Consider the following 18922-nt stretch of genomic DNA (forward strand, 5'->3'; position numbering starts at 1 on the left):
AGAATGTTCCCGACGGCCGCGCCCCGGCCGGCGGAATCACCGCACCCCGGCTACCGGTGGACGCTCACGCTCGGCGCCACCGCACCTCACAGCAGTCCCAGCAGTTCGAGGTCCGTCGCGTATTTGACGATGATCTCCGGAGTCACATGCGGAATATCCGCGGTGGAACCTATTTCCGCGTTCCGCACCGCCGTCCGGAACCGGTCGGTCGGCGCGATCGAACCGTGCACCACCGGCTGCGGCTTGCGGTAGTTGTCCAGTAACGGCAGCAGCGAATACCGGCGCTGTCGTTCCGGGAGAGCGCGGACGGCGGTCTCGAACCGCTGCAACCAGGTGTCGTAACCGGATACCCGCTCGATGGGATGGCCGGCCGCGACCAGCCAGTCGACATAGGTGTCCAGCGAGATACCGTCGTCGTACGGATTCATCACGTGATAGGTCCGGAACCCGCCACCCGCCCGCGCGCCGAGCGCGGTCACCGCCTCGGCGATGAAACCGACCGGCAGCCCGTCGTAGTGGGCACGCTGTCGGTGGCCGTCGGGATCGAGTTCGTAGAAGGAGCCGGGCGCCGTTCCGGTGGCCTCCAGGCTCAGCAGCAGCCGGGTGAACATATCGGGAAGATTGAGCTGGCCCGCGTACCCGGTATCGGCCAGGATCATATCGCAGCGGAACACCGTAACCGGCAGCCCGGAATGATCGGCGGCCTCTCTGAGCAGTACTTCGCCCGCCCATTTGCTGTTCGAATACCCGTTGGCGTACCCGCCGTCGACCGAGCGGACCGGGCTGGTCACCCGGATATCGGCGTCCTCGGTGAACGCGGCCCGGTCGATCTGGTCGCCGACACCGATGGTCGAGATGTAGGTGTAGGGCTTCTGCTTCGTCGTCAGCGCGAGCCGGATCAGTTCGGCGGTGCCGGCGACGTTGGGCCCGAACAGTTCACGGTAGGGCAGGACATGATTGACCAGCGCGGCCGGATCCACGATCGCGTCCACCGTGGCGGCCAGCCGCCGCCAGGTGGCGTGGTCCAGTCCGAGTTCGGCGGCGCTCTTGTCACCGGCCGGCACCTCGAGCCGGCCCGCGGCCAGTTCTCGATACCGGGCGGCCAGTTGCGGGTCGCCGGTTTCGAAGACCGCGTCCAGCCGGGCCCGGGCGGCCGCATCATCGGACGCCCGCACCGGGCAGATCAGCGTGCCACCGGAGCGGGCCAGCCGTTCCAGCCATTCGAGCGCCAGGTAGCGACCCAGGAAACCGGTCGCGCCGGTCAGCAGAACAGTCCGCACCGGTTCGCCCGGACCCGGGAGGTCCGGCGCGGCGGCGAGCGTGCCGGGGTCGAGGAATTTGTCCAGCATCAGATCACCGGCGCGTACCTCGGTGACCCCGGCCCCGTGCACCGCGGCGAAGGTCGGCCGCGCGCGGCCGCCGCGCTGTGCCTCGATATATCCGGCGAGAGCGCGCAGATCGGTGGCCGGGCCGATGACGAAACCCACCGGCACCTCGATATCGAAGATCTCGCGCAGCAACTGCGTGAAGGTCAACGCCGACAGCGAATCTCCGCCCAGCTCGGTGTAATGCGCGTCCGGCCCGATATCGCCGGTCGCGGTGCCGAGCAACGCCCCGGCCGCCCGGACGACAGTTTCCAGCACCGGACGGTCGCTGTCACGGTGCAGTGCACGCAATTCGCCGGCCTCGGCTTCGGCCATTTCGGTGTACAGCTGCTCCAGGCGGGTTCCGTAGCGCTGCACGAGATTCGGCCGGGCGAGTTTGCGGATCCCGGTGAGCAGCCCGTTCTCCGGGGTGAACGGCTGCGTTTCGACCAGGAAGTCACGCGGGATCTCATAGGACTGCAGGCCCGCCGATACCGCGACCTCGTGCAGTGATTCGGCGATCAGCGGTTTCAACGCGTCGATATCGCCGCCGGTACGTTGTACGGCACCCTCGGCCGGTACCACCACCGCCAGCGGATAGGACCGGGTGCTGTTGCCGTAGACGTAGATCTGACCGACGAGCGGGCTCTCGGTCAACGCCGTCTCCACTTTCGACACCGTCACGAATTCGCCCTGGGACAGTTTCAGGACGAAACTGCGCCGATCGAGGTAGACGAGCTGATCGGGGCCGATCTCGGCGACGATATCCCCGGTGTGGTACCAGCCGTCGGCGTCGAACACTTCGGCCGTCGCGTCCGGGCGCTTGTAGTAACCCGGGATCAGCGCCTCGGACCGGATCAGCAGTTCGCCGCGCGGGTACGGCCGGTCGGTGTGGAAGTACCCGAGATCCCCGACATCGGCGAGCCGGTAGTCGAGCACCGGGGGCCGGCTGACCAGGCCGTCGACCGCGATGCTTCCGGCTTCGGTGGACCCGTATCCGTCGACCAGGTGCAGATCGAGGAAGGATTCCACCCAGGTTCTCAACTCGGGCGATATGGGCGCCGAACCCGTGGTGGCCGCTAGGAACCGGCCGCCCAGCAGATTCTCCCGGAGGTCGGCCCTCGTCGTCGCCTCGGCCGGATCGGCTCCGTCCCCGATGCGGCGTTGCACGGCACCGCGGAACCGCTGGAAGAGCATCTCCCAGATCCGGGGCACGAAGGCCAGCTGGGTCGGCCGGACCAGGGCCAGATCGTCGAGCAGCGTCGACAGGTCGCTCGCGGCGGCGAAGTAGACGGTGCCGCCGCGAGCCAGCGCGGTGTACAGGATCGCGCGACCCATGATGTGGCTCATCGGCATGAAACCGAGCGCGATGGCCGGTTCGGCACCACGCTGACCCCACCGCTCGCTCGTCGAGGCCCGCCATTGATCGGCCACCAGCCGTTCGGTGAGCATGGCACCCTTGGGCGCTCCGGTACTGCCGGATGTGTAGATGAGCAACGCCAACGGATCCGGTTCGGTGGTGGCCGGCACTCGTACCGGTGGCAGTGCGGTGCCGCGGGCGATGACATCGGCCAGCGCCTCGACGGCCACCGAACCGGCCAGCCGGGCCACGGCGGACTCGAACGCCGCGCGCTGCTCGTCGTCGCGCGGGTGATAGTCGAAGACGATCAGCCGCTCCGGGCGGCCGGTCCGCGCCAGTTCGACGGCAGTGGCCAGGTGGTCGATACTCGACGCGATCACCGTGGGACGGGTTTCGGTGACGACCGGCCGCAATCGGTCGGCGGTCGCGCTGGTCTGCAACGGCACCGCGACCGCGGCCGACCGGGTGAGCGCCAGATCCACCAGGGCATAGTCGACACTCGCGAACCCCAGCACACAGACACGGTCACCGGGGTGGACGGAGCCGGCGGCCAACGCCGCCGCGATCGCGCCGGCGCGATCCCAGGCCTCGCGGTAGGTGAGAGTTTCGAAGTGGGAACGCAGCCGGGCGGTGGTGCGGCCGGTTTCCGGATCGGTGACGAACTCGACCGCGCGCTGCCCGATCGCGGGGCGCTGCGCGTACCCCTGCACCACGATCTGCGCGACCTCGAACGGGCGCAGCCCGGGTTTCGCCGCCCGCGCGGTGACCGAGGGGTCGGGCCGGGCAGCGGCGAACTGCCGGTCGGTGCGGTACAACTCCGCGATGCGGTGTTCGAGCCGCGATTCGCGCGTATCGATGGACATCGGACTCACCTTCGGAACTCGTCATTCGGAACGCGTAGGTGGCACTCTCGAGTGTCATGTGACACTCTCAAGTGTCGGAGCCGCAGTGTGGCGCGTCAAGGAGAGAGCAGCGAACGTGACCGGTACCACTGACCAGCCGGTTTCCGGCTCGTCGAGGCGGGCGCGGGCGACGACGGACGCCATCGTCGATGCCGCGCGGCGCGCGATGCACGAGCACGGTCTCGACGTCACGGTCGACGAGATAGCCATTCTCGCCGGAGTCGGCCGCCGCACCGTTTTCCGTCATTTCGCCACCCGGGAAAGCCTGATCCAGGCCGCGATCGCGGCGGGATTCGCCGACTTCTCCGATTCCCTCCCCGCCTACGACGGGATCGGCTGGCAGCCCTGGCTGACCGAACTGATGGAACAGGTGCACCGCCGGACCGCCGACGCCGGCCGGACCATCCGGCATCTGCGAACCCGCCGGTTGCCGCCCGGCCTCGCCGCGGTCCACGAGGAGAACCTGCTGGCCCTGCACCGTATGTACGCGGCCGTCACCGGCACCCTGTGGACGGCCGCCGGCGGATCCGGCACCCCGCCGGAGCAGCTACGCCGCACGGTTGCCGCGCACCTGAGCCCGTTGTTCACCCAGGCGGTACTGCTCGATGCCGAGGGCACCCCGGAGTTCGCGGCCGAGATGGCCACCACCGCCGTCACCGCGACGCTGTACCGGCTACTCGACAACCGGTAGCGTCCGCGCCCGGCCGGGTACCGGATCGACCGGTAACGCGAGCGTGTCCTTGACCATCGCCAGGGCCGCGCCGAGCGGGCTCGATCGGCCGCCGGAGATGGTGATGTCACCCGCCTCGCCGCAGCGGAACTCGACGGCCTTCTCGGGCCCGGTCAGCGCACCGAACGGCACCGCGGTCCGGGAGAACTCCCGCAGCGCGACGATCACCCGGCCGGGATCGTCGGCCCGCGCCGACGCGATCTGCCGGAGCACCGCACCGCGTCCGGACGCGAGCACCGCACGGTCGGCGGTGCCGGCGGTGATCGGTTCCGCGTCGACCCGGCAGGCTGCGACATCCCATCCCCAGAGCAGGCCGGCCAGGAGCCGTATCTTCGTCGCGGCGTCGGCACCGGAGAGATCCGCTGTCGCGTCCGCCTCGGCGATACCCCGATCGCGAGCGGCTGCCAGCGCCGCGCCGGTCGTCATCCCCTCGCCGAGCCGATCGAGCACGAAACTCGCCGTCCCGTTCACGCACCCACCCACCTCGTCGACCTCGAACCCGCGGAGTCCGGTACGGGCGAGATCCCCCGCGGGCAGCGCCGCCCCCGTCGCCCCGGAGATCCGGATGTCCCGGCCGTATCTGTCCGCCGCGGCGTGCAGTTCGGACCAGCCGGTGAGCAGCGGCGATTTGGTCGCCGTCACGAGATGTGCCCCGGCGGCGAGTGCCGCGAGCCCGTCGGTGAGCGCCTCCGCCGCACCCGCGGGATGTGACGGCACGGCTTGCGCGACTACCGCGGGCGCAGCCGCGGTCAGCAGTTCGCCGAGCGGAGTGCGCGCCGCCCACCGGCTCCGATCGGGAGGTTCGCCACCGTCGGGTATCAAGATCTGGCGTTCCCGCCCCCGGATCGCGACGACCCGCGGATCGACACCGTACCGGCCGCGGAATTCCGTGCGGCGCGCGCGCAGCACGGACGCGTAACTGCGGGCCACCGGCCCGTAGCCGAGCAGCACGATGGGTAGCGGTATCGGACCCTTCATCGAGATGGTCTCCCGTTCCGTCGGACTCGCCCACGTGTACCCACCGGGCCACGTTCGGTAGAACCGTAGTCGCTGCCCGGCGGTACGCTCGGCGCTGTGGACGGAGTGGATGTCATCGTGGCGAACTGGGCTGTCGCCCGCCCGGAGCTCGATGTCTCGGCCCTGCGCGTATTCGGCCGGCTGCATCGCGGCTTCCTCGTCTACAAGACCACCATCGCCGCGACGTTCGAACGGCACGACCTCACCGATTCGGGTTTCGACGTCCTGGCCTGCCTGCGCCGCGCGGTGCCCGACCATCGGCTCACCGCCGGGCAACTGGCCGAACAGACCCTGGTGACCACGGGCGGCCTGTCCCTGCGGGTGAAGCGCCTCGAAGAGGCAGGCCTGGTCACCCGCACCCGCGACGCCGCCGACGCGCGCATCGTCTACGTCGAGATGACCGCGCGGGGACGCGGGCTGGTCGATGTGATCGCCGACGAACACTTCGCCGTACTGCGGTCGATGCTCGCCGGCCTGGACGAGACGGAAGTGGCCGCCCTCGAGGTCCTGCTCGGGCGGCTGGAGACCTCCGCCCGTGCGGCACGTCCCGATCTCGTCGCCCGCGGATGACTGTGCTCGCCGTGGCCACGGTCGCCGCGCCCCCGTATTCCGTGATGCCCGGCGACGGCCGCTTCGCGGGCACCCCCGGAACATCACCGTGAGCCGGCCCGTCGTCGTCCCGAGTACCGTCACCCGCCCCGGCCGGATCGTGCTCGCCCTGACCTTCATCGCGGTCGTGCTCGACGGCTACGACACCATCGCCCTGGGCCTGTCTATACCCGCGCTCGCCGCGGAGTGGGACGTCCCGGCGTCGCATTTCACCCCGGCGCTCTCGCTCACCAGCCTCGGCGTCGCACTGGGCTATATCGCGGTCGGCCGGTTGGTCGCCCGGTTCGGGAGCAGGCGTGTCGTGCTCGCGGCCGTACTGCTGTTCACGGTGGGCTCACTGCTCACCGCCGCGACGTCGTCCATCTGGGAACTCACCGCGCTGCGCTTCGCCACCGGCATCGGTCTGGGTGCGGTGATGCCCGCGGCCGTCGCCCACGCCACCGCTCTCAATCCGCCGCGGCTGCGCCAGTCCATCGCGGTGTTCGTGACGACGGGTATCTCGCTCGGCGCACTGCTCGCCGGCGTCCTGGGCAGCCGGCTCATCGGTGACTACGGATGGCAGTCGGTGTTCGTCGCCGGGGCCCTCGCCTCGGCCCTGCTGTTCCCCCTGCTGTGGCTGGGCCTGCCGGACGCGGACACCGTCCTGGGCTCGGTCGATCCCACCGCTGCCGCCCACAGCGCCTCGGTGGCCCGCCTCTTCGATCCCGGAGTACGCCGCCGCACAGTGCTGCTCTGGGGGTTCTCCTTCCTCGTCTTCTCGGTCTACTACGTCTTCTCGTCCTGGCTGCCCACCCTGCTCACCAGCTACGGTTTCGGCGCCGGAACGGCCCCGCTGGGCTCGGCCGCACTGGGTGTGGGCAGCATCGTCGGCGCCGGACTGCTCGTACTGGGCGCGCTGCGCTACCGGATGACCTCGGTACTCGCGGTGACCACTGTCGCGGCCATCGGCTTCCTGATCGTCTCCGGGTTCCTCGGAGCGGACAAGGCGCTGCTGCTCATCGTGTTCGGTGGGGTCGGGCTCGGGCTCCAGGCCGGCATGATCGGGCAGGCAGCGGTCGCGGTATCGCTGTACCCGGACCGCACCGCGGCCACCGGTGTCGGGTGGGCCTCCTCGATGGGAAGGCTGGGGTCGGTGGTGGGCCCCATCGCCGGCGGCGCCCTCATCGCATCCGGCGCCGCCACCACCACGATCGTGCTGCTCGCCGGTGTCCCGCTGGTCGCGGCGCTGGTTCTCGTCACCGTGCTGGGCCGGATCACCGCGACCCCGCCCGACCGTATGCGGCGCGACCCCGCCTCGACGTGCGCACGGGCAGCGGCTCCCACAAACCGACAGTCGGCCGGGGCACGATAGGTCGGACCCGGCCGACGAGGAGCGAATGAATGGTCAGCGAAACACGGACCGATTCCCCGGCGCACACGGCCGGTCGCGTCCCGGTGCGGGCGGCAGTGGTGGTCGGCGCGCTCGGGGTGGTGTTCGGCGATATCGGGACCAGCCCGATCTACACCATCCAGACCGTCTTCGATCCGGAGGACCCCCACCCGGTCCCGGTCAGCACCGCCAATGTCTACGGGGTGGTGTCGCTGATCTTCTGGTCGGTGATGATCATCGTCACCTTCACCTACATCACGCTGGTCATGCGCGCGGACAACGACGGCGAAGGCGGCATCATGGCGCTGATCACGCTGCTGCGCCGCCTCGGTGCCGGTCGCGGCGGCCGGGCCGCCCGCGTACTCGCCGGGCTCGGGATCTTCGGTGCCGCGCTCTTCTTCGGCGACAGCATGATCACTCCCGCCATCTCGGTACTCTCCGCGGTGGAGGGGCTGCGGATCGTCGAACCGGATCTGAAGGACCTGATCATCCCGATCACGGTCGTGATCATCGTCTGCCTGTTCAGTGTCCAGCGGCGCGGCACCGCCACCGTGGGGCGATTGTTCGGACCCGTCATGATCGTCTGGTTCGTGACCATCGGCGCTCTCGGCATCGCCGAGATCGCCCGGCATCCCCAGATCCTCATGGCACTGTCCCCCACTTACGCCCTGGGTTTCGCCACCGGCCATTTCCATATCGCGTTCTTCGCGCTCGCCGCCGTCGTCCTCGCGGTCACCGGCGCCGAGGCACTGTACGCCGATATGGGCCATTTCGGGCGCAAAGCGATCACCCGGGGCTGGCTGGGCCTGGTCCTGCCGGCCTGCACCCTGAGCTACTTCGGGCAGGGCGCACTCGTCCTCGGTGACGAGGCGATGGTGAACAGTCCCTTCTTCCTGCTGGCGCCGGGCTGGGCCCGCCTGCCGCTCGTCCTATTGGCCACCGCCGCGACCGTGATCGCGTCGCAGGCGGTGATCACCGGCGCCTTCTCGGTGGCCTCCCAGGCGATCCGGCTGGGATATCTGCCCCGGCTGCGGATCGCGCACACCTCAGAAGCGACCATCGGGCAGATCTACGTGCCGTGGATGAACTGGTTGCTCATGGTGTCGGTACTGACGCTTGTCTTCGCTTTCCGCAGTTCCGCGGCACTGGCCTATGCGTTCGGTATGGCGGTGACGGCGACCATCACGATCACGACCACCCTGTTCTTCTACGTGGCCCGGACGAAATGGCGCACACCGCTGTGGCTGGTACTGCTCGGGGCTGTTCCGCTGCTGGCGGTCGATGCGCTGTTCGTGGCCGCGAACCTCACCAAACTGGTACACGGGGCGTGGCTTCCGCTGCTGATCGGTGTCACCGCGTTCACCGTGATGATCACCTGGGCCCGGGGCCGCGTCATCGTCACCGCCGCACGCGAGCGCGCCGAGGGTTCGCTCGACGAGTTCGTCGAGCAGTTGCGGGTGCGACGCCCACCGCTGGTCCGGATCCCCGGTACCGCGATATTCCTGAACCGTGGCGGCAGCACCACGCCGCTGGCGATGCGGGCCGATGTCGAACACAATCGGGTCCTGCACGAACACGTCGTGATCCTCTCCCTCGAGACGCTGCCGCTACCCCGCGTCGCCGGTTCCGGCCGGATCCGTATCGACCCGTTGGGCTACACAGACGACGGCATCATCCACGTCACGGTCCAGCACGGCTATATGGAGACCCCGAGAGTTCCGCACCTACTGCACCTGCTCGATCCCGCACAGACCGAGGGTCCGATCTCGGTGGAAGGCGCGTCCTATTTCCTGTCGAAGATCGAACTCAAGAGGGGCCCGGAACCCACCATGGCGCCGTGGCGGAAACGCCTGTTCATCGCCACCTCATACATCACATCCGACGCCGCCGACTATTTCGGGCTGCCCCGCGACCGGACCGTGATCATGGGCTCACAGATCGAAGTCTGACGGGTTCGACCTCCTGCGCACCGGATCTCGAATCGTCTAGCCCTCGAACAGGTCCGAACCCCAGTAGGCGCCCTCCCCCGGCCCGCCCGGGCAGGCGAACACCGCCGACCCGACGTGCTGGATGTACTCGTTGAGCGCGTCGTTACGGGCCAGGCGGTCCTGCATCGGAACGAACTGGGTGCGCGGATCGCGGCAGTAGGCGATGAAGAAGAGCCCGGCGTCGAGGTGGCCGAAACCGTCGGAGCCGTCGGTGAAGTTGTAGCCGCGGCGCAGGATCTTGATACCGCCGAGTTCCTCGGCCGAGGCCAGGCGGACGTGGGCGTCGGTGTCGATGAGCGGTCCCGACGGCCCGGCCGACTGCAGATCGAGTTCGTCGAACTCACCACTGCCGCCGAGCGGCGCGCCACTGCCCTTCGCCCGGCCGATCACCCGTTCCTGTTCCCGCAGGCTCGTGCGGTCCCACGGTTCGATGAGCATCCGGATCCGGCGTGCCACCAGATACGTTCCGCCGGCCAGCCACGGCTGGTCGTCGCCGGTGCCGACCCATACGAAATCGTCGACGTCGGCCGTCTCCTCGGCCTTGATGTTGCGGGTGCCGTCTTTGAAACCGAACAGGTTGCGGGGGGTCGTCTGGGCGGTAGAGGTCGACGATGTTCGACCGAACCCCAGTTGCGACCAGCGCACCGACACCGCACCGAAACCGGCGCGGGCCAGATTCCGGATCGCGTGCACCGCGACCTGTGGGTCGTCGGCACAGGCCTGAACGGCGATATCGCCACCGCTGCGGTCCGGATCGAGTGCGTCGCCGGTGAACTTCGGCAGGTCGGCCAGCGCCGCGGGTCTGCGGGCGGCGATCCCGAACCGGTCGCGGCCCGCCGCATCGGTGAACAGGGACGGACCGAAGCCGATCGTCAGGGTCAGGCGCGCGGCGGAGAGATCCAGTGCCTCGCCGGTATCGGCGGGTGGGCTGTAGGCCCCGGCACCGATCGCGCCGTCGGCGACGGCTTCCCGGCCCTGTGTCATCCGCTCGGCCATCGCGGTCCAGGTCTTCAGCAGGTCGACGAGTTCGGCCCGGGATTCGGTGTGGACGTCGAACGCGGCGAAATGCAACCTGTCCTGCGCGGCGGTCAGGATCCCGGCCTGATGGTCTCCCCGGAACGGCTCGACCTCCGATGCGGCCGGGGTCGTCGCCGCGACCCGGCCGGCCAGTACGCCCGCCCCGGCCGCGACGACTCCGACTCCGGCCGAACCGATCAGGCCGCGGCGGCTGATCCCGCCGCGGCCCCCGGCTGCCTGCGGTTCAGGAGCCGGCGACAACGCCCTGCACCTGACTCACCACTGCCGACAGCGCATCGATGCGGCGCGAGAGCGCACCACGCTGCGCGGCGCCGACGGTGTCGTAGGCGATGTACCCGTCGCCGCGGCGGTACTGTGCCAGTTCGCCGTCGAGCTCGGTGAAGCGGCGGTCGATCTGGATGCCCAGCTCGGCATCGCGTTCGTCGAGGATCGGACGAAGGCTCGCGATCGCCGCTTGCGAACCGTCGACATTGGCCTGGAAATCCCAGAGATCGGTGTGCGAGAACAGATCCTCCTCGCCGGTGATCTTGGTTCGGGCGATCTCGTCGAGTAGCGTCTGCGCACCACCGGCCACCTGCACCGGATCGATCGAATAATCCGCGGCACTCACTCCGGCCGCCAGCTCGTCGATATCGGCGAGCAACTGACCGGCGATCCGATTCGTATCCGGTTGCGGCCCACGCACCCACAGATCCTTCTCGAGCCGGTGGAATCCCGTCCAGGTATCGCCCGCGGCCAGATCGGCCTCGCGCAGGTCCAGACGCGGATCCAGGTCGTCGGGGAAACTCTCCGCGACCGGTTCGATGCGCTCGTAGTAGGTACGGGTCACCGGATATTGTTTCTTCGCGGTCTCGATATCCCCGGATTCGATCGCCGAGACGAAAGTCTTCGCTGTTTCCTGCAACGCCGTGACCTGGCTGACCAGGTACCGCTTGTACCCCGCCGCCGCTTCAGCGAGTTTGCCCGATTCGTCGCGCTGCTGCGCCTGGCCGGTGACCGTGAAATCGTGACGGATCCCGTCGCCGACCATTCCCGGTTTGCACGCGGTCCGGTAGGTTCCCGGATCCGGCATCGAAACGATCAGCCGGCGGGTCAGGCCGGGGCCGATGTTCTCGACCTCACCGAGCACCCGGTCACCGGTCCCGTAGACATAGAACTCGGTGACCTTGGTGCCGTTGTTGGCGATCCGGAATGTCACCGTCCCCGTCTCGGCTGTATCGCGAGCGATATCGCAGGCGGAGTCGCCGGCGCTCACCGCGATCTCGCCCGGTGCCGCCGGATCCGATTTACCGGTGCACGAGACGAGCAGCAGCGGGGCTGTCGCCGCCAGCGCGACCGCGATCATGGAACTTCGCACGGAAGTGGACCTTTCCCTCATTTCGACGGCACCGCGCTTTCCGGCGCAGGCCGGTCTCCCCCGCCCGGACCGGCGACCACCGGCCGCAGGAACAGCGGTAACACCACGACCACGTACAGCACCCAGGAGCACACCTGGAGAACCGTCGGGTCCGCGCGGAAGTTGAAGATGCCCTGGGCCACCGTGCCGTACCAGCTGGACATGGAGAACCACGACGAGATGTCGAATGCGTAGCGGGAGACTCCCGGCAGCCAGTTCGCGGTCTGCAGCGCGCGGATGCCGTAGGCGAGAATGCCGGCGGCGACCACGATCAACAGGGCACCGGTGTACCTGAAGAAAGTCCCGAAGTCGATGCGCACCGCACCGAGATACATCGCGACGGTCAATACCGCGGCGACCGCGATCCCCCCGAGCAGGCCGATCAGCGGCCACTGGCTACCGGAGGCGTTCTCCGCGTAGCCGACCATGAGCAGGGCGGTTTCCACCCCTTCGCGACCCACCGCCAGGAAGGCCAGGCTCACGACGGCGGCCGGACCGAGGTGCAGCGCACGCGCGAGGTCTGCCCGCAGCCCGCTCGATATGGATCTCGCGGCGGTCCGCATCCACAGCACCATCCAGGTGACGATCACGACCGCGGCCAGCGACGCGAGGCCGGCGATCAGTTCCGCAGCCAGGCCGGTGATCGTGGAGGTCCCGAAATGCACACCGGCGAAGATCACCGCCACCATCACGACCGCGGCACCGACACCCAGCGTGACCCATTTCAACGCGTCGCGACGCTGGGATTTCACCAGGAAGGCGACGAGGATCATGACGACGATCCCGGTCTCGAGGCCCTCCCGGACACCGATCAGGCCGCTGCCGAACAGTTGGGCCGCCACCGACGGCGCGTCGGAAGCGAACGCACGCTCGACCACATCCACTCCCGGAAACTAAACCTAGGCTTACCAAATCTCGGTAAGTGGATGCAGTGTCGCACAGAATCCGCCGCGCGGGAAACCCGGACTCGAAAAAGCGGCGACAATCCGATTGTATCGATGACCTGTGGATACACACCGAACATTTCGGACAAAACGACACCGGAATACCGCCGGCAATTACCCGGCGGCATTCGGTGCACGGTCGCCCGTAACGCGCGTTTCCGGTCCACGGGCCTCGGCGGAATACAGGGCGCGGAATACGGGGCCGGTACTGCGCCGAACCCGCGGAGTCGGTTATTCGATCGAGAAGGAGTCCGACTCTCCGTAATAGGTCGAGGTCTTCTCGACACTCGCACCGTCGTCGCCCCGCGCCTTGATCCCGACCGTGACCACCACCCGGTCCCCGTGCTCACCGGCACCGAGATCGGTGGCGACGGAGCGGATCGCCGGCCCGCCGGCGCAGGTCACATCGGTGACGGCTCCCTTACCGACCCGGCTGGTCGTCGCGTTGGTGAGGTCGACGGTGATGGCCGCCGTCGCACCACTGGGGCAGTCGTAGGCCACGATCACGGAATGGTCGATATGGACCACCTTGAACACGCCGACATTGGCATCCAGTCGCTGCGGACCGGCGTGCGCGCCCGGCGCCGCCGCCGCTACAGCGGCCGCCAACGCGAACACTGTGCAGATCTTCCTCACGAACCGCTCCTTCTCCCGGTGACGCCGATGATTTGTACGGAAGTGTTATAGCAACAGTCGATCAATCGGCGAGCCAAGGAGATCCGGGGTGTCGCGGCGCGGCGCGTCACCCCGGCGCCGAACCGGCGATGCGGATCTCTCCCGGTTCGAGCGGTGGCGGAGGCGGCACATCGACCCCCAGGTCCAGCAGCGACGACCGGACCACGATGTCCCAGCTGGCATGCTGGGGCGCGGCGAGCCGGCAACGCTGTTCCGCGTCGGCGACCATCCGGCGGTGCGCCTCCAGTTCGGCCGTCATCGCGGCGAGCTGCCGCGACAGCGGTTCGACCATCTGAGCGGCCGCCCGGGTCAATATTGCGACCGCATCGGCACGGCGTTTGCGCCTGTTGAAGATCCCGGCCGCGCACGCCCCGCCGACGCCGGTGACCAGGCCGCCGAGGACAGATACCATTTCACTGATCATGCTGCCCTCCCTGTTGCGGCAGGTTCGTGGCGCCTCCCTCAGGCGCGCTCGTCGGTGGCGGGGTCGCGGAAACCCGGAATCTTCAGTGCCGCGCCGATCACGCCGAGCGCCTCGGCGGTCGTCCGGTCGCCCAGGAAATCCCAGCCCGGGAAATTCGCCCCGCGGGCGGTTCCGGAGCCGGCGAGCTGGTCGAGGGCCAGCCCCATATGTTTGTCCAGGTAGTGCAGCAGGGTGCCGACCGTGACCTGCTCGCCGTGATAGTTGGTGATCTTCTCTTCCAGGAACGCCATCTCGTCACCTCTTCCGTCGATCAGCGCCTGTACGTCCCGGCGGAAGGCGTTCATATCTATGCCCGCCGGATCGATCTTTCCTTCACTGGAGTACTCGCGGTGCGCGACACAATCGCCCGCGCCGCGACCGATCCGCCGCAGCAGCGCGGCACAGCCACGCTTGTAGGCATCGAGCTGGGCGGGGGTCCAATCCCACGGCGCCGTCCCGCGCGAAACGGCCTCGATACCGATGGTGTGATAGTTCGCGTTGTCGGTGGGCCAGCCGGGCCAGCTGCCGCGCCCGGCGTGCCAGCAGACACCGACGGCGATCACCCGGTAGGTACCGTCCTTTTCCAGGACCAGCTGCGCCAGCGGACCCGGCAGCCCGGGCCGGCCGTCCTGCACGATCCGCCAGTCGTTCGGTCCGCCGCCGGCCGTGTGATGACAGAGCACCCCGCGAATATCGAGGAAGTCGCCGTGCCCGCGCTCGCGCCAGCCGTCGTGCTCGATCACCGCCAGACCGGCACTGCGCAGCACATCGGCCAGCCATACCGGGTCTCCACTCCAGCTCATCGGACCCTCCTGTCTCCGTGCCGGTCTTCGGCGCTCGGATCATCGATCGCGCCGGCCGTGCGTACACAACCGATACCCGTGGCGTGAACTGCGGTGATAGTCAACCGCTCTACCTCACCGTAGTCCTTTTTCAGTCTCTTTACAACCTTTTTTGGTCCTCATAAGTCCCCATACGGTCGCCTTTCGGGGTTCATTCGTTCGGCCGACGCGTAACTATCGGGCACTTGATTCAGAACCTGCCCGATCCCAGAATGGTCGACATGAATGCGACGCCCGCGGAGTCGGAGGAAGCGACCACCGAGGAGGCGCGACTGGATGCGGCGTTGGGTGCCGAAGTGCGCGCGATGCGGGCGCGGCGCGGCTGGAGCCAGGAGGTCCTGGCCGAGAAGACCGGTTACAACAAGAAGACCATCATCCGGCTCGAGCGCGGTGAACGGGCGATGACGATGGCACAGATGTACAAGATCTGCCGGGCCTTCGGTATCCGGCCGAGTGAACTAGTCGGTGCCGCGGAGAAAGAAGTCGGCATCCAGTAGCGGCGACGGGTCGATGCCGCGCCTGCGCGCCTCGACGACGAAAGCCGAGACGGTCCGTGCGCCGAGATCATCGTCCAGATAGTCCGCCATCGTCACGGTGGGGCGGTCCGGAGCTTCGTTGCCCATGAGCGTTTCCAGTTCTGACCGATCCACGCTCGCGAGGTGTTCCCGCTTCCCCCGCGGAGCCCGACAGTTCCAACTCGACACTCTCTCGCGAGGCCGACGTGGGTGTAGTGGGCGGATTCGCCTATCGGATCAGCGGAGCAAGCGGCCGGATCTCCGGGGCGGGCCGACACACTCGACCCGTCTGCCGTGTCCCGTACCGAACCGATCGCGCCGACCCTGTACGCCCGGAACAATCTCGATATCCATACCGACACCTTCCAGCTACCCGACCCCTGCCTCAGGCTCGTAGCCAGAGCCTGAGGCCGAGTGTAATTATTTTCCCGCTCGCCGCCTAGGTCCGGAAGGATCGGAAGACCAACACCTTTCGCCGAAACGGTCACCGAGCACTCGCAAACGCCCCGCTCGACACCGGTTTTCGGTTCCCCGATCGCCGACGCGGGCCGGTTCCGCTACCCGAGGCGGGCCCGGTTGCCGCGCGCCGTCGACTCGACGCGCACAGCGTGTCCGAGCGGTTCGCCCGTACTCAGCAGCGAGAGCAGTTTCTCGTCGTCGTCGACCAGTGCGTAGCACCGGCTGTCATCGGCGCACAGCCGGGCGATCAGAATTCCGCGCGGTGCGGTACCAGGCCGGCAACGCACGGTATAGGACTCGATGGCCGCCGGCCCCTCGGCGCGCACCGATACCCCGACACGAGGGGCGCTTTCGATCTCCGCCTGCAGCTCCGCGCTCCGGTCGGGCACCCATTCGGCCGGTTCGGCCGAATACACGCCGACCGAATACTTGCTCATGATCCCGCCGTTGGCGCCGACCAGCCCGAACTCACCAGGCCGCAAACGCATCGCCGATACCGTCTCCGCGATCGCGTGCATCGAATAGTTGTTACCGGGACCGCCGAAGAAGGGCAGTCCACCGGTGACCGTCAACCGTCGCGGGTCATCGGCCGCCAATCCCAGGCCGTCACAGATATTGAAAACCGGAGCGGGAAAACAGCTGTAGAGATCGAAGGTGGAGGTCTGGTCGAGGTCCCGGCCCGCGACCCGTAACGCCTCGGTCACCGCGCGGACCGAGGCGGGTCCCGACGCGAGGTCGGGGCGCTCCAGCAACGGCAGATCCTGCAGATCGGCGTGTCCACGCAGAAAGACCCGATTCGCCTCCGGCACACCGGCGGCGTCGGCGGCCCCGGCCGACATCAGTAGGATCGCCGCACCCAGATTCACCTTCTCGCGAGCGATCACGGACTTCGGATAGGGCGCCCAGATGATCGGGTTGCGGTCGGTCGGGGTCGACAGTTGCTCCGGGGTCCGCGCTGTCCGCACGGCCGAAAGCGGATTGGCTGCCGCGACCCGGGAAAAAGGCGCGAACAGCCGGCCGATCTCCGCCCGGTACTCGTCGACGCCGAGACCACGCCGGGCCCGGCGCGCATTGTCGAGCAGTGCGTATGCCGCCGGTGCCGTGTACATTTCGTGCGCTATCGCGTACTCGTCGAGGTAGTACCCCGTCTGATCACCCCGGTCCTCGAGCTGACCGCCCGGCGGATACGACAGTTGCGCAGCGCCGCCGTGATCCCGCCGGTGATACGAGGTGGACAGCGCCTCCGCTCCCACCAGCAGTGCCGCGGTGCAGTTCCCGGCCGCGATCCGGCCCGCGAATTCGGTCACCAGATGTTGTGGGCACTGCCCGCCCGCAACCTCGAGCACGGCCAGACGCGGATCGCATCCGAGCCCGCGGGCGATCGCCCGCGGATAGTTCGGGACCGACCCCCCGGACCGCCCCGGTGCGACCGGAATCGACATGTCGAAAGTGCGGACCGCCGCGACCGCATCGATGGCGGCCAGGATCCCGGCCGGCGGCGCCGCGCAATCCGCTACCGCCGCGCGCGCCGCCGAAACCGCGAGTTCCAGCGGCGACCACGCCCGATACCCTGCCTCGTGCAGGCGGTCGATCGACTGCCCCACGCCGACGACAACGGGTGTACGGGGATCCACTACTGCCCTTTCGTCCGAAATGCGCCGTCACTCGCGGCGGTTATCCACCGGACCCGCGGCGGCCGGCGAACTCCCGCAGCCCCTCGGCATTCGCCGCCCCGCCGACGAGCCGGTCGAACTGCTCGAGTTCGCGGGCGACCGCGGCGCGTATCTGCTCTTCCAACGCCTCGGTGATCGTTCGTTTGACCGCGACCAGACTGGCGATCGGCTCGGCCGCCAGCCGCTCGGCATACTCGGTCGCCCGGGCCAGCAACTCGCCGGGATCGCACACCTTCCAGACGAGTCCCATCTCGAGTGCCTCCTGGGCGTCGATCCATTCCGAGGACATCAGCATCCACGCGGCGTTCTGCCGACCCACCGAGCGGGGCAGCAGATACGACGATGCGGCTTCCGGCGCGACACCCAGATCGGTGAACGGGCATTTGAGCCGAGCGGTGGACGCCATGAACGAAAGGTCGGCGAACCCGAGGATCGTCGCACCGATGCCGACACCCGCGCCGTTGACGGCGCAGACGAGCGGTTTCGGAAACGCGATCAACTCGTCGAGGAACACCGTGAAACCGTGCGGCCCGGTGCGAGCCGGGCCGGTGATCGCGGCCTGCATCTCGACCAGGTCGTTACCCGAACAGAACGCCCGGCCCGAGCCGGTGAGCAGCACCACGGCGATCTCGGGATCGGCCGCGGCGTCGCGCAGCTGCTCCGCCACAGCACGGTAGAGCGCTTCGTCGAAGGCATTGAGCACCTCCGGGCGCTGCAGCGTCAGTGTGCGCACCCGGTTGGCGTCGGCGATTCCCAGGATCCCGGCCGTCATTCGTCTGCCCTTCTCCTCGGCGGGCCGCGATGGACACAGCGCCCGGTGCGGCCCGAGCGGTTCGCAGAGTACAGCCGGAAATGTCCACCTGTCCAGAACAGTGTCCAGAGACATGGGGCCGCCGGTCGGACCACTCGGGCGCGCGCAGCAGACAATCGGCCCGGAACCCGACCGCCACCCGAGCGGAGGCGGTACGCGCGACAGGTCAGACGCGCTCGAGGACGACCACGGGCGTCTCGTGCGAGCGCAGCGCCGCGTTCCGTGCGAAGTCCGCGCCACCCCAGCTGTTGTACAACGGGAACTCCACCCACAGCCGATCGCGTTCGGGGCCGGTCGCCTCCCGCCCGCGCAACCGCACCGCACCGTCGACGGTATCGGCCGCGACCAGCGGGTGGGCGCGCAAGTTCAGCCACCAGGCAGGCGCCGGATCGGCCCAGCCGTTCATCGCCAGCGTGACGAAATCGTCCCCGTCCCGGAAGTAGCCGAGAATGACCGCGTGTTCGCGGCCGGTTCGCCGGCCGCGCGTCCGTAGCCGGAGCATGCCCATCCGGCCGTGGTGTTCGGGGCGGACGAGCCCCCGCTTCGTAACCCGGTAGAACAGGCGGTGACCCGCCCAGAAGAACCGGATGAACCACCGTGGTGGCAGGGACGGTTTCTTCGACCGACCGGACATGTTCCCGCCTCCCGGAACTCGGTCGCCGACAAGGGATCGGCTACGCCGTGCGTCCAGAGTAGACCGGCAGCGGAGTCCACCTGGACGGAATCCACCATCATCGGGACAGCCGCAACCGGGTCCGCGTCGCTTA

Annotated in this window: 17 protein-coding genes; 5 read left to right on the forward strand and 12 right to left on the reverse strand. The window is 68.5% G+C overall.

The features are described from left to right. Window positions 1-86: 86 nt before the first annotated feature. Window positions 87-3587: a carboxylic acid reductase gene (car, locus tag ACWCPQ_RS03305; RefSeq protein WP_449894111.1), complete on the reverse strand. Its 3501-nt coding sequence runs from the start codon at window positions 3585-3587 to the stop codon at window positions 87-89. A 115-nt stretch (window positions 3588-3702) separates the two neighbouring features. Here car and ACWCPQ_RS03310 point away from each other — a divergent pair, with 115 nt between their 5' ends. Continuing rightward, entirely contained in the window at window positions 3703-4317 is a 615-nt protein-coding gene (locus ACWCPQ_RS03310; protein WP_449894114.1) for a TetR/AcrR family transcriptional regulator, read from the forward strand. Here ACWCPQ_RS03310 and ACWCPQ_RS03315 read toward each other — a convergent pair. Further along, a complete protein-coding gene (locus tag ACWCPQ_RS03315; protein WP_449894116.1) occupies window positions 4300-5334 on the reverse strand; it encodes a hypothetical protein in 1035 nt (344 codons plus the stop codon). The genes ACWCPQ_RS03310 and ACWCPQ_RS03315 overlap by 18 nt on opposite strands. A gap of 96 nt (window positions 5335-5430) precedes the next feature. Between ACWCPQ_RS03315 and ACWCPQ_RS03320 the strand changes: the two genes are divergently transcribed. The 3 genes from ACWCPQ_RS03320 to ACWCPQ_RS03330 all read left to right on the forward strand — a co-directional run bounded on the left by ACWCPQ_RS03320 (window position 5431) and on the right by ACWCPQ_RS03330 (window position 9300). Then, window positions 5431-5943 carry a MarR family winged helix-turn-helix transcriptional regulator gene (locus ACWCPQ_RS03320; RefSeq protein WP_449894118.1) on the forward strand — a complete coding sequence of 171 codons (513 nt, stop codon included), beginning with the start codon at window positions 5431-5433 and terminating at the stop codon, window positions 5941-5943. Between the two features lie 82 nt (window positions 5944-6025). Next, window positions 6026-7333 (forward strand): MFS transporter, encoded by a 1308-nt coding sequence (locus ACWCPQ_RS03325; RefSeq protein WP_449894422.1) that lies wholly within the window; start codon window positions 6026-6028, stop codon window positions 7331-7333. A 29-nt stretch (window positions 7334-7362) separates the two neighbouring features. Further along, window positions 7363-9300, forward strand: coding sequence for a potassium transporter Kup (locus tag ACWCPQ_RS03330; protein WP_449894120.1), 1938 nt, complete (start codon window positions 7363-7365; stop codon window positions 9298-9300). Between the two features lie 36 nt (window positions 9301-9336). Here ACWCPQ_RS03330 and efeB read toward each other — a convergent pair whose 3' ends face one another. The 6 genes from efeB to ACWCPQ_RS03360 all read right to left on the reverse strand — a co-directional run bounded on the left by efeB (window position 9337) and on the right by ACWCPQ_RS03360 (window position 14658). Further along, window positions 9337-10617 (reverse strand): iron uptake transporter deferrochelatase/peroxidase subunit, encoded by a 1281-nt coding sequence (gene efeB, locus ACWCPQ_RS03335; RefSeq protein ID WP_449894122.1) that lies wholly within the window; start codon window positions 10615-10617, stop codon window positions 9337-9339. Next, window positions 10601-11755, reverse strand: a complete 1155-nt coding sequence (gene efeO, locus ACWCPQ_RS03340; protein ID WP_449894124.1) for an iron uptake system protein EfeO — start codon at window positions 11753-11755, stop codon at window positions 10601-10603. Before efeO ends, efeB begins: the two co-directional genes overlap by 17 nt. Beyond that, window positions 11752-12651 carry an iron uptake transporter permease EfeU gene (gene efeU, locus ACWCPQ_RS03345; RefSeq protein WP_449894126.1) on the reverse strand — a complete coding sequence of 300 codons (900 nt, stop codon included), beginning with the start codon at window positions 12649-12651 and terminating at the stop codon, window positions 11752-11754. Before efeU ends, efeO begins: the two co-directional genes overlap by 4 nt. A gap of 297 nt (window positions 12652-12948) precedes the next feature. After that, entirely contained in the window at window positions 12949-13353 is a 405-nt protein-coding gene (locus tag ACWCPQ_RS03350) for a hypothetical protein (protein ID WP_449894128.1), read from the reverse strand. A gap of 106 nt (window positions 13354-13459) precedes the next feature. Next, on the reverse strand, window positions 13460-13816 hold the full coding sequence (locus ACWCPQ_RS03355; protein ID WP_449894130.1) for a hypothetical protein: 357 nt from the start codon (window positions 13814-13816) through the stop codon (window positions 13460-13462). Window positions 13817-13854: 38 nt separating this feature from the next. Next, window positions 13855-14658 carry a peptidoglycan recognition protein family protein gene (locus tag ACWCPQ_RS03360; RefSeq protein WP_449894132.1) on the reverse strand — a complete coding sequence of 268 codons (804 nt, stop codon included), beginning with the start codon at window positions 14656-14658 and terminating at the stop codon, window positions 13855-13857. 260 nt (window positions 14659-14918) lie between these two features. Here ACWCPQ_RS03360 and ACWCPQ_RS03365 point away from each other — a divergent pair, with 260 nt between their 5' ends. Then, entirely contained in the window at window positions 14919-15194 is a 276-nt protein-coding gene (locus ACWCPQ_RS03365) for a helix-turn-helix domain-containing protein (RefSeq protein WP_449894134.1), read from the forward strand. On the opposite strand, the gene ACWCPQ_RS03370 is transcribed toward ACWCPQ_RS03365, so the two are convergent. The 4 genes from ACWCPQ_RS03370 to ACWCPQ_RS03385 form a co-directional block, all read right to left on the reverse strand. After that, window positions 15156-15347 (reverse strand): hypothetical protein, encoded by a 192-nt coding sequence (locus ACWCPQ_RS03370; protein WP_449894136.1) that lies wholly within the window; start codon window positions 15345-15347, stop codon window positions 15156-15158. The two genes, ACWCPQ_RS03365 and ACWCPQ_RS03370, sit on opposite strands and share 39 nt — an antisense overlap. A 422-nt stretch (window positions 15348-15769) precedes the next feature. Continuing rightward, complete coding sequence (locus ACWCPQ_RS03375) at window positions 15770-17305, reverse strand: acetyl-CoA acetyltransferase (RefSeq protein WP_449894137.1); 1536 nt, start codon at window positions 17303-17305, stop codon at window positions 15770-15772. A gap of 40 nt (window positions 17306-17345) precedes the next feature. Beyond that, window positions 17346-18116, reverse strand: coding sequence for an enoyl-CoA hydratase/isomerase family protein (locus tag ACWCPQ_RS03380; protein ID WP_449894139.1), 771 nt, complete (start codon window positions 18114-18116; stop codon window positions 17346-17348). A 205-nt stretch (window positions 18117-18321) separates the two neighbouring features. Further along, window positions 18322-18789 (reverse strand): nitroreductase/quinone reductase family protein, encoded by a 468-nt coding sequence (locus ACWCPQ_RS03385; protein ID WP_449894140.1) that lies wholly within the window; start codon window positions 18787-18789, stop codon window positions 18322-18324. Window positions 18790-18922 lie beyond the last annotated feature (133 nt).

The sequence above is a fragment of the Nocardia sp. NPDC001965 genome, assembly GCF_053594175.1.

Excerpts from the sequence above, each read along its gene's own strand:
- efeO (WP_449894124.1), bottom strand. The coding sequence starts at position 11,755 with ATGAGGGAAAGGTCCACTTCCGTGCGAAGTTCCATGATCGCGGTCGCG.
- ACWCPQ_RS03385 (WP_449894140.1), bottom strand. The coding sequence starts at position 18,789 with ATGTCCGGTCGGTCGAAGAAACCGTCCCTGCCACCACGGTGGTTCATC.
- ACWCPQ_RS03380 (WP_449894139.1), bottom strand. The coding sequence starts at position 18,116 with ATGACGGCCGGGATCCTGGGAATCGCCGACGCCAACCGGGTGCGCACA.
- ACWCPQ_RS03365 (WP_449894134.1), top strand. The coding sequence starts at position 14,919 with ATGAATGCGACGCCCGCGGAGTCGGAGGAAGCGACCACCGAGGAGGCG.
- car (WP_449894111.1), bottom strand. The coding sequence starts at position 3,587 with ATGTCCATCGATACGCGCGAATCGCGGCTCGAACACCGCATCGCGGAG.
- ACWCPQ_RS03355 (WP_449894130.1), bottom strand. The coding sequence starts at position 13,816 with ATGATCAGTGAAATGGTATCTGTCCTCGGCGGCCTGGTCACCGGCGTC.
- ACWCPQ_RS03360 (WP_449894132.1), bottom strand. The coding sequence starts at position 14,658 with ATGAGCTGGAGTGGAGACCCGGTATGGCTGGCCGATGTGCTGCGCAGT.
- ACWCPQ_RS03330 (WP_449894120.1), top strand. The coding sequence starts at position 7,363 with ATGGTCAGCGAAACACGGACCGATTCCCCGGCGCACACGGCCGGTCGC.
- ACWCPQ_RS03315 (WP_449894116.1), bottom strand. The coding sequence starts at position 5,334 with ATGAAGGGTCCGATACCGCTACCCATCGTGCTGCTCGGCTACGGGCCG.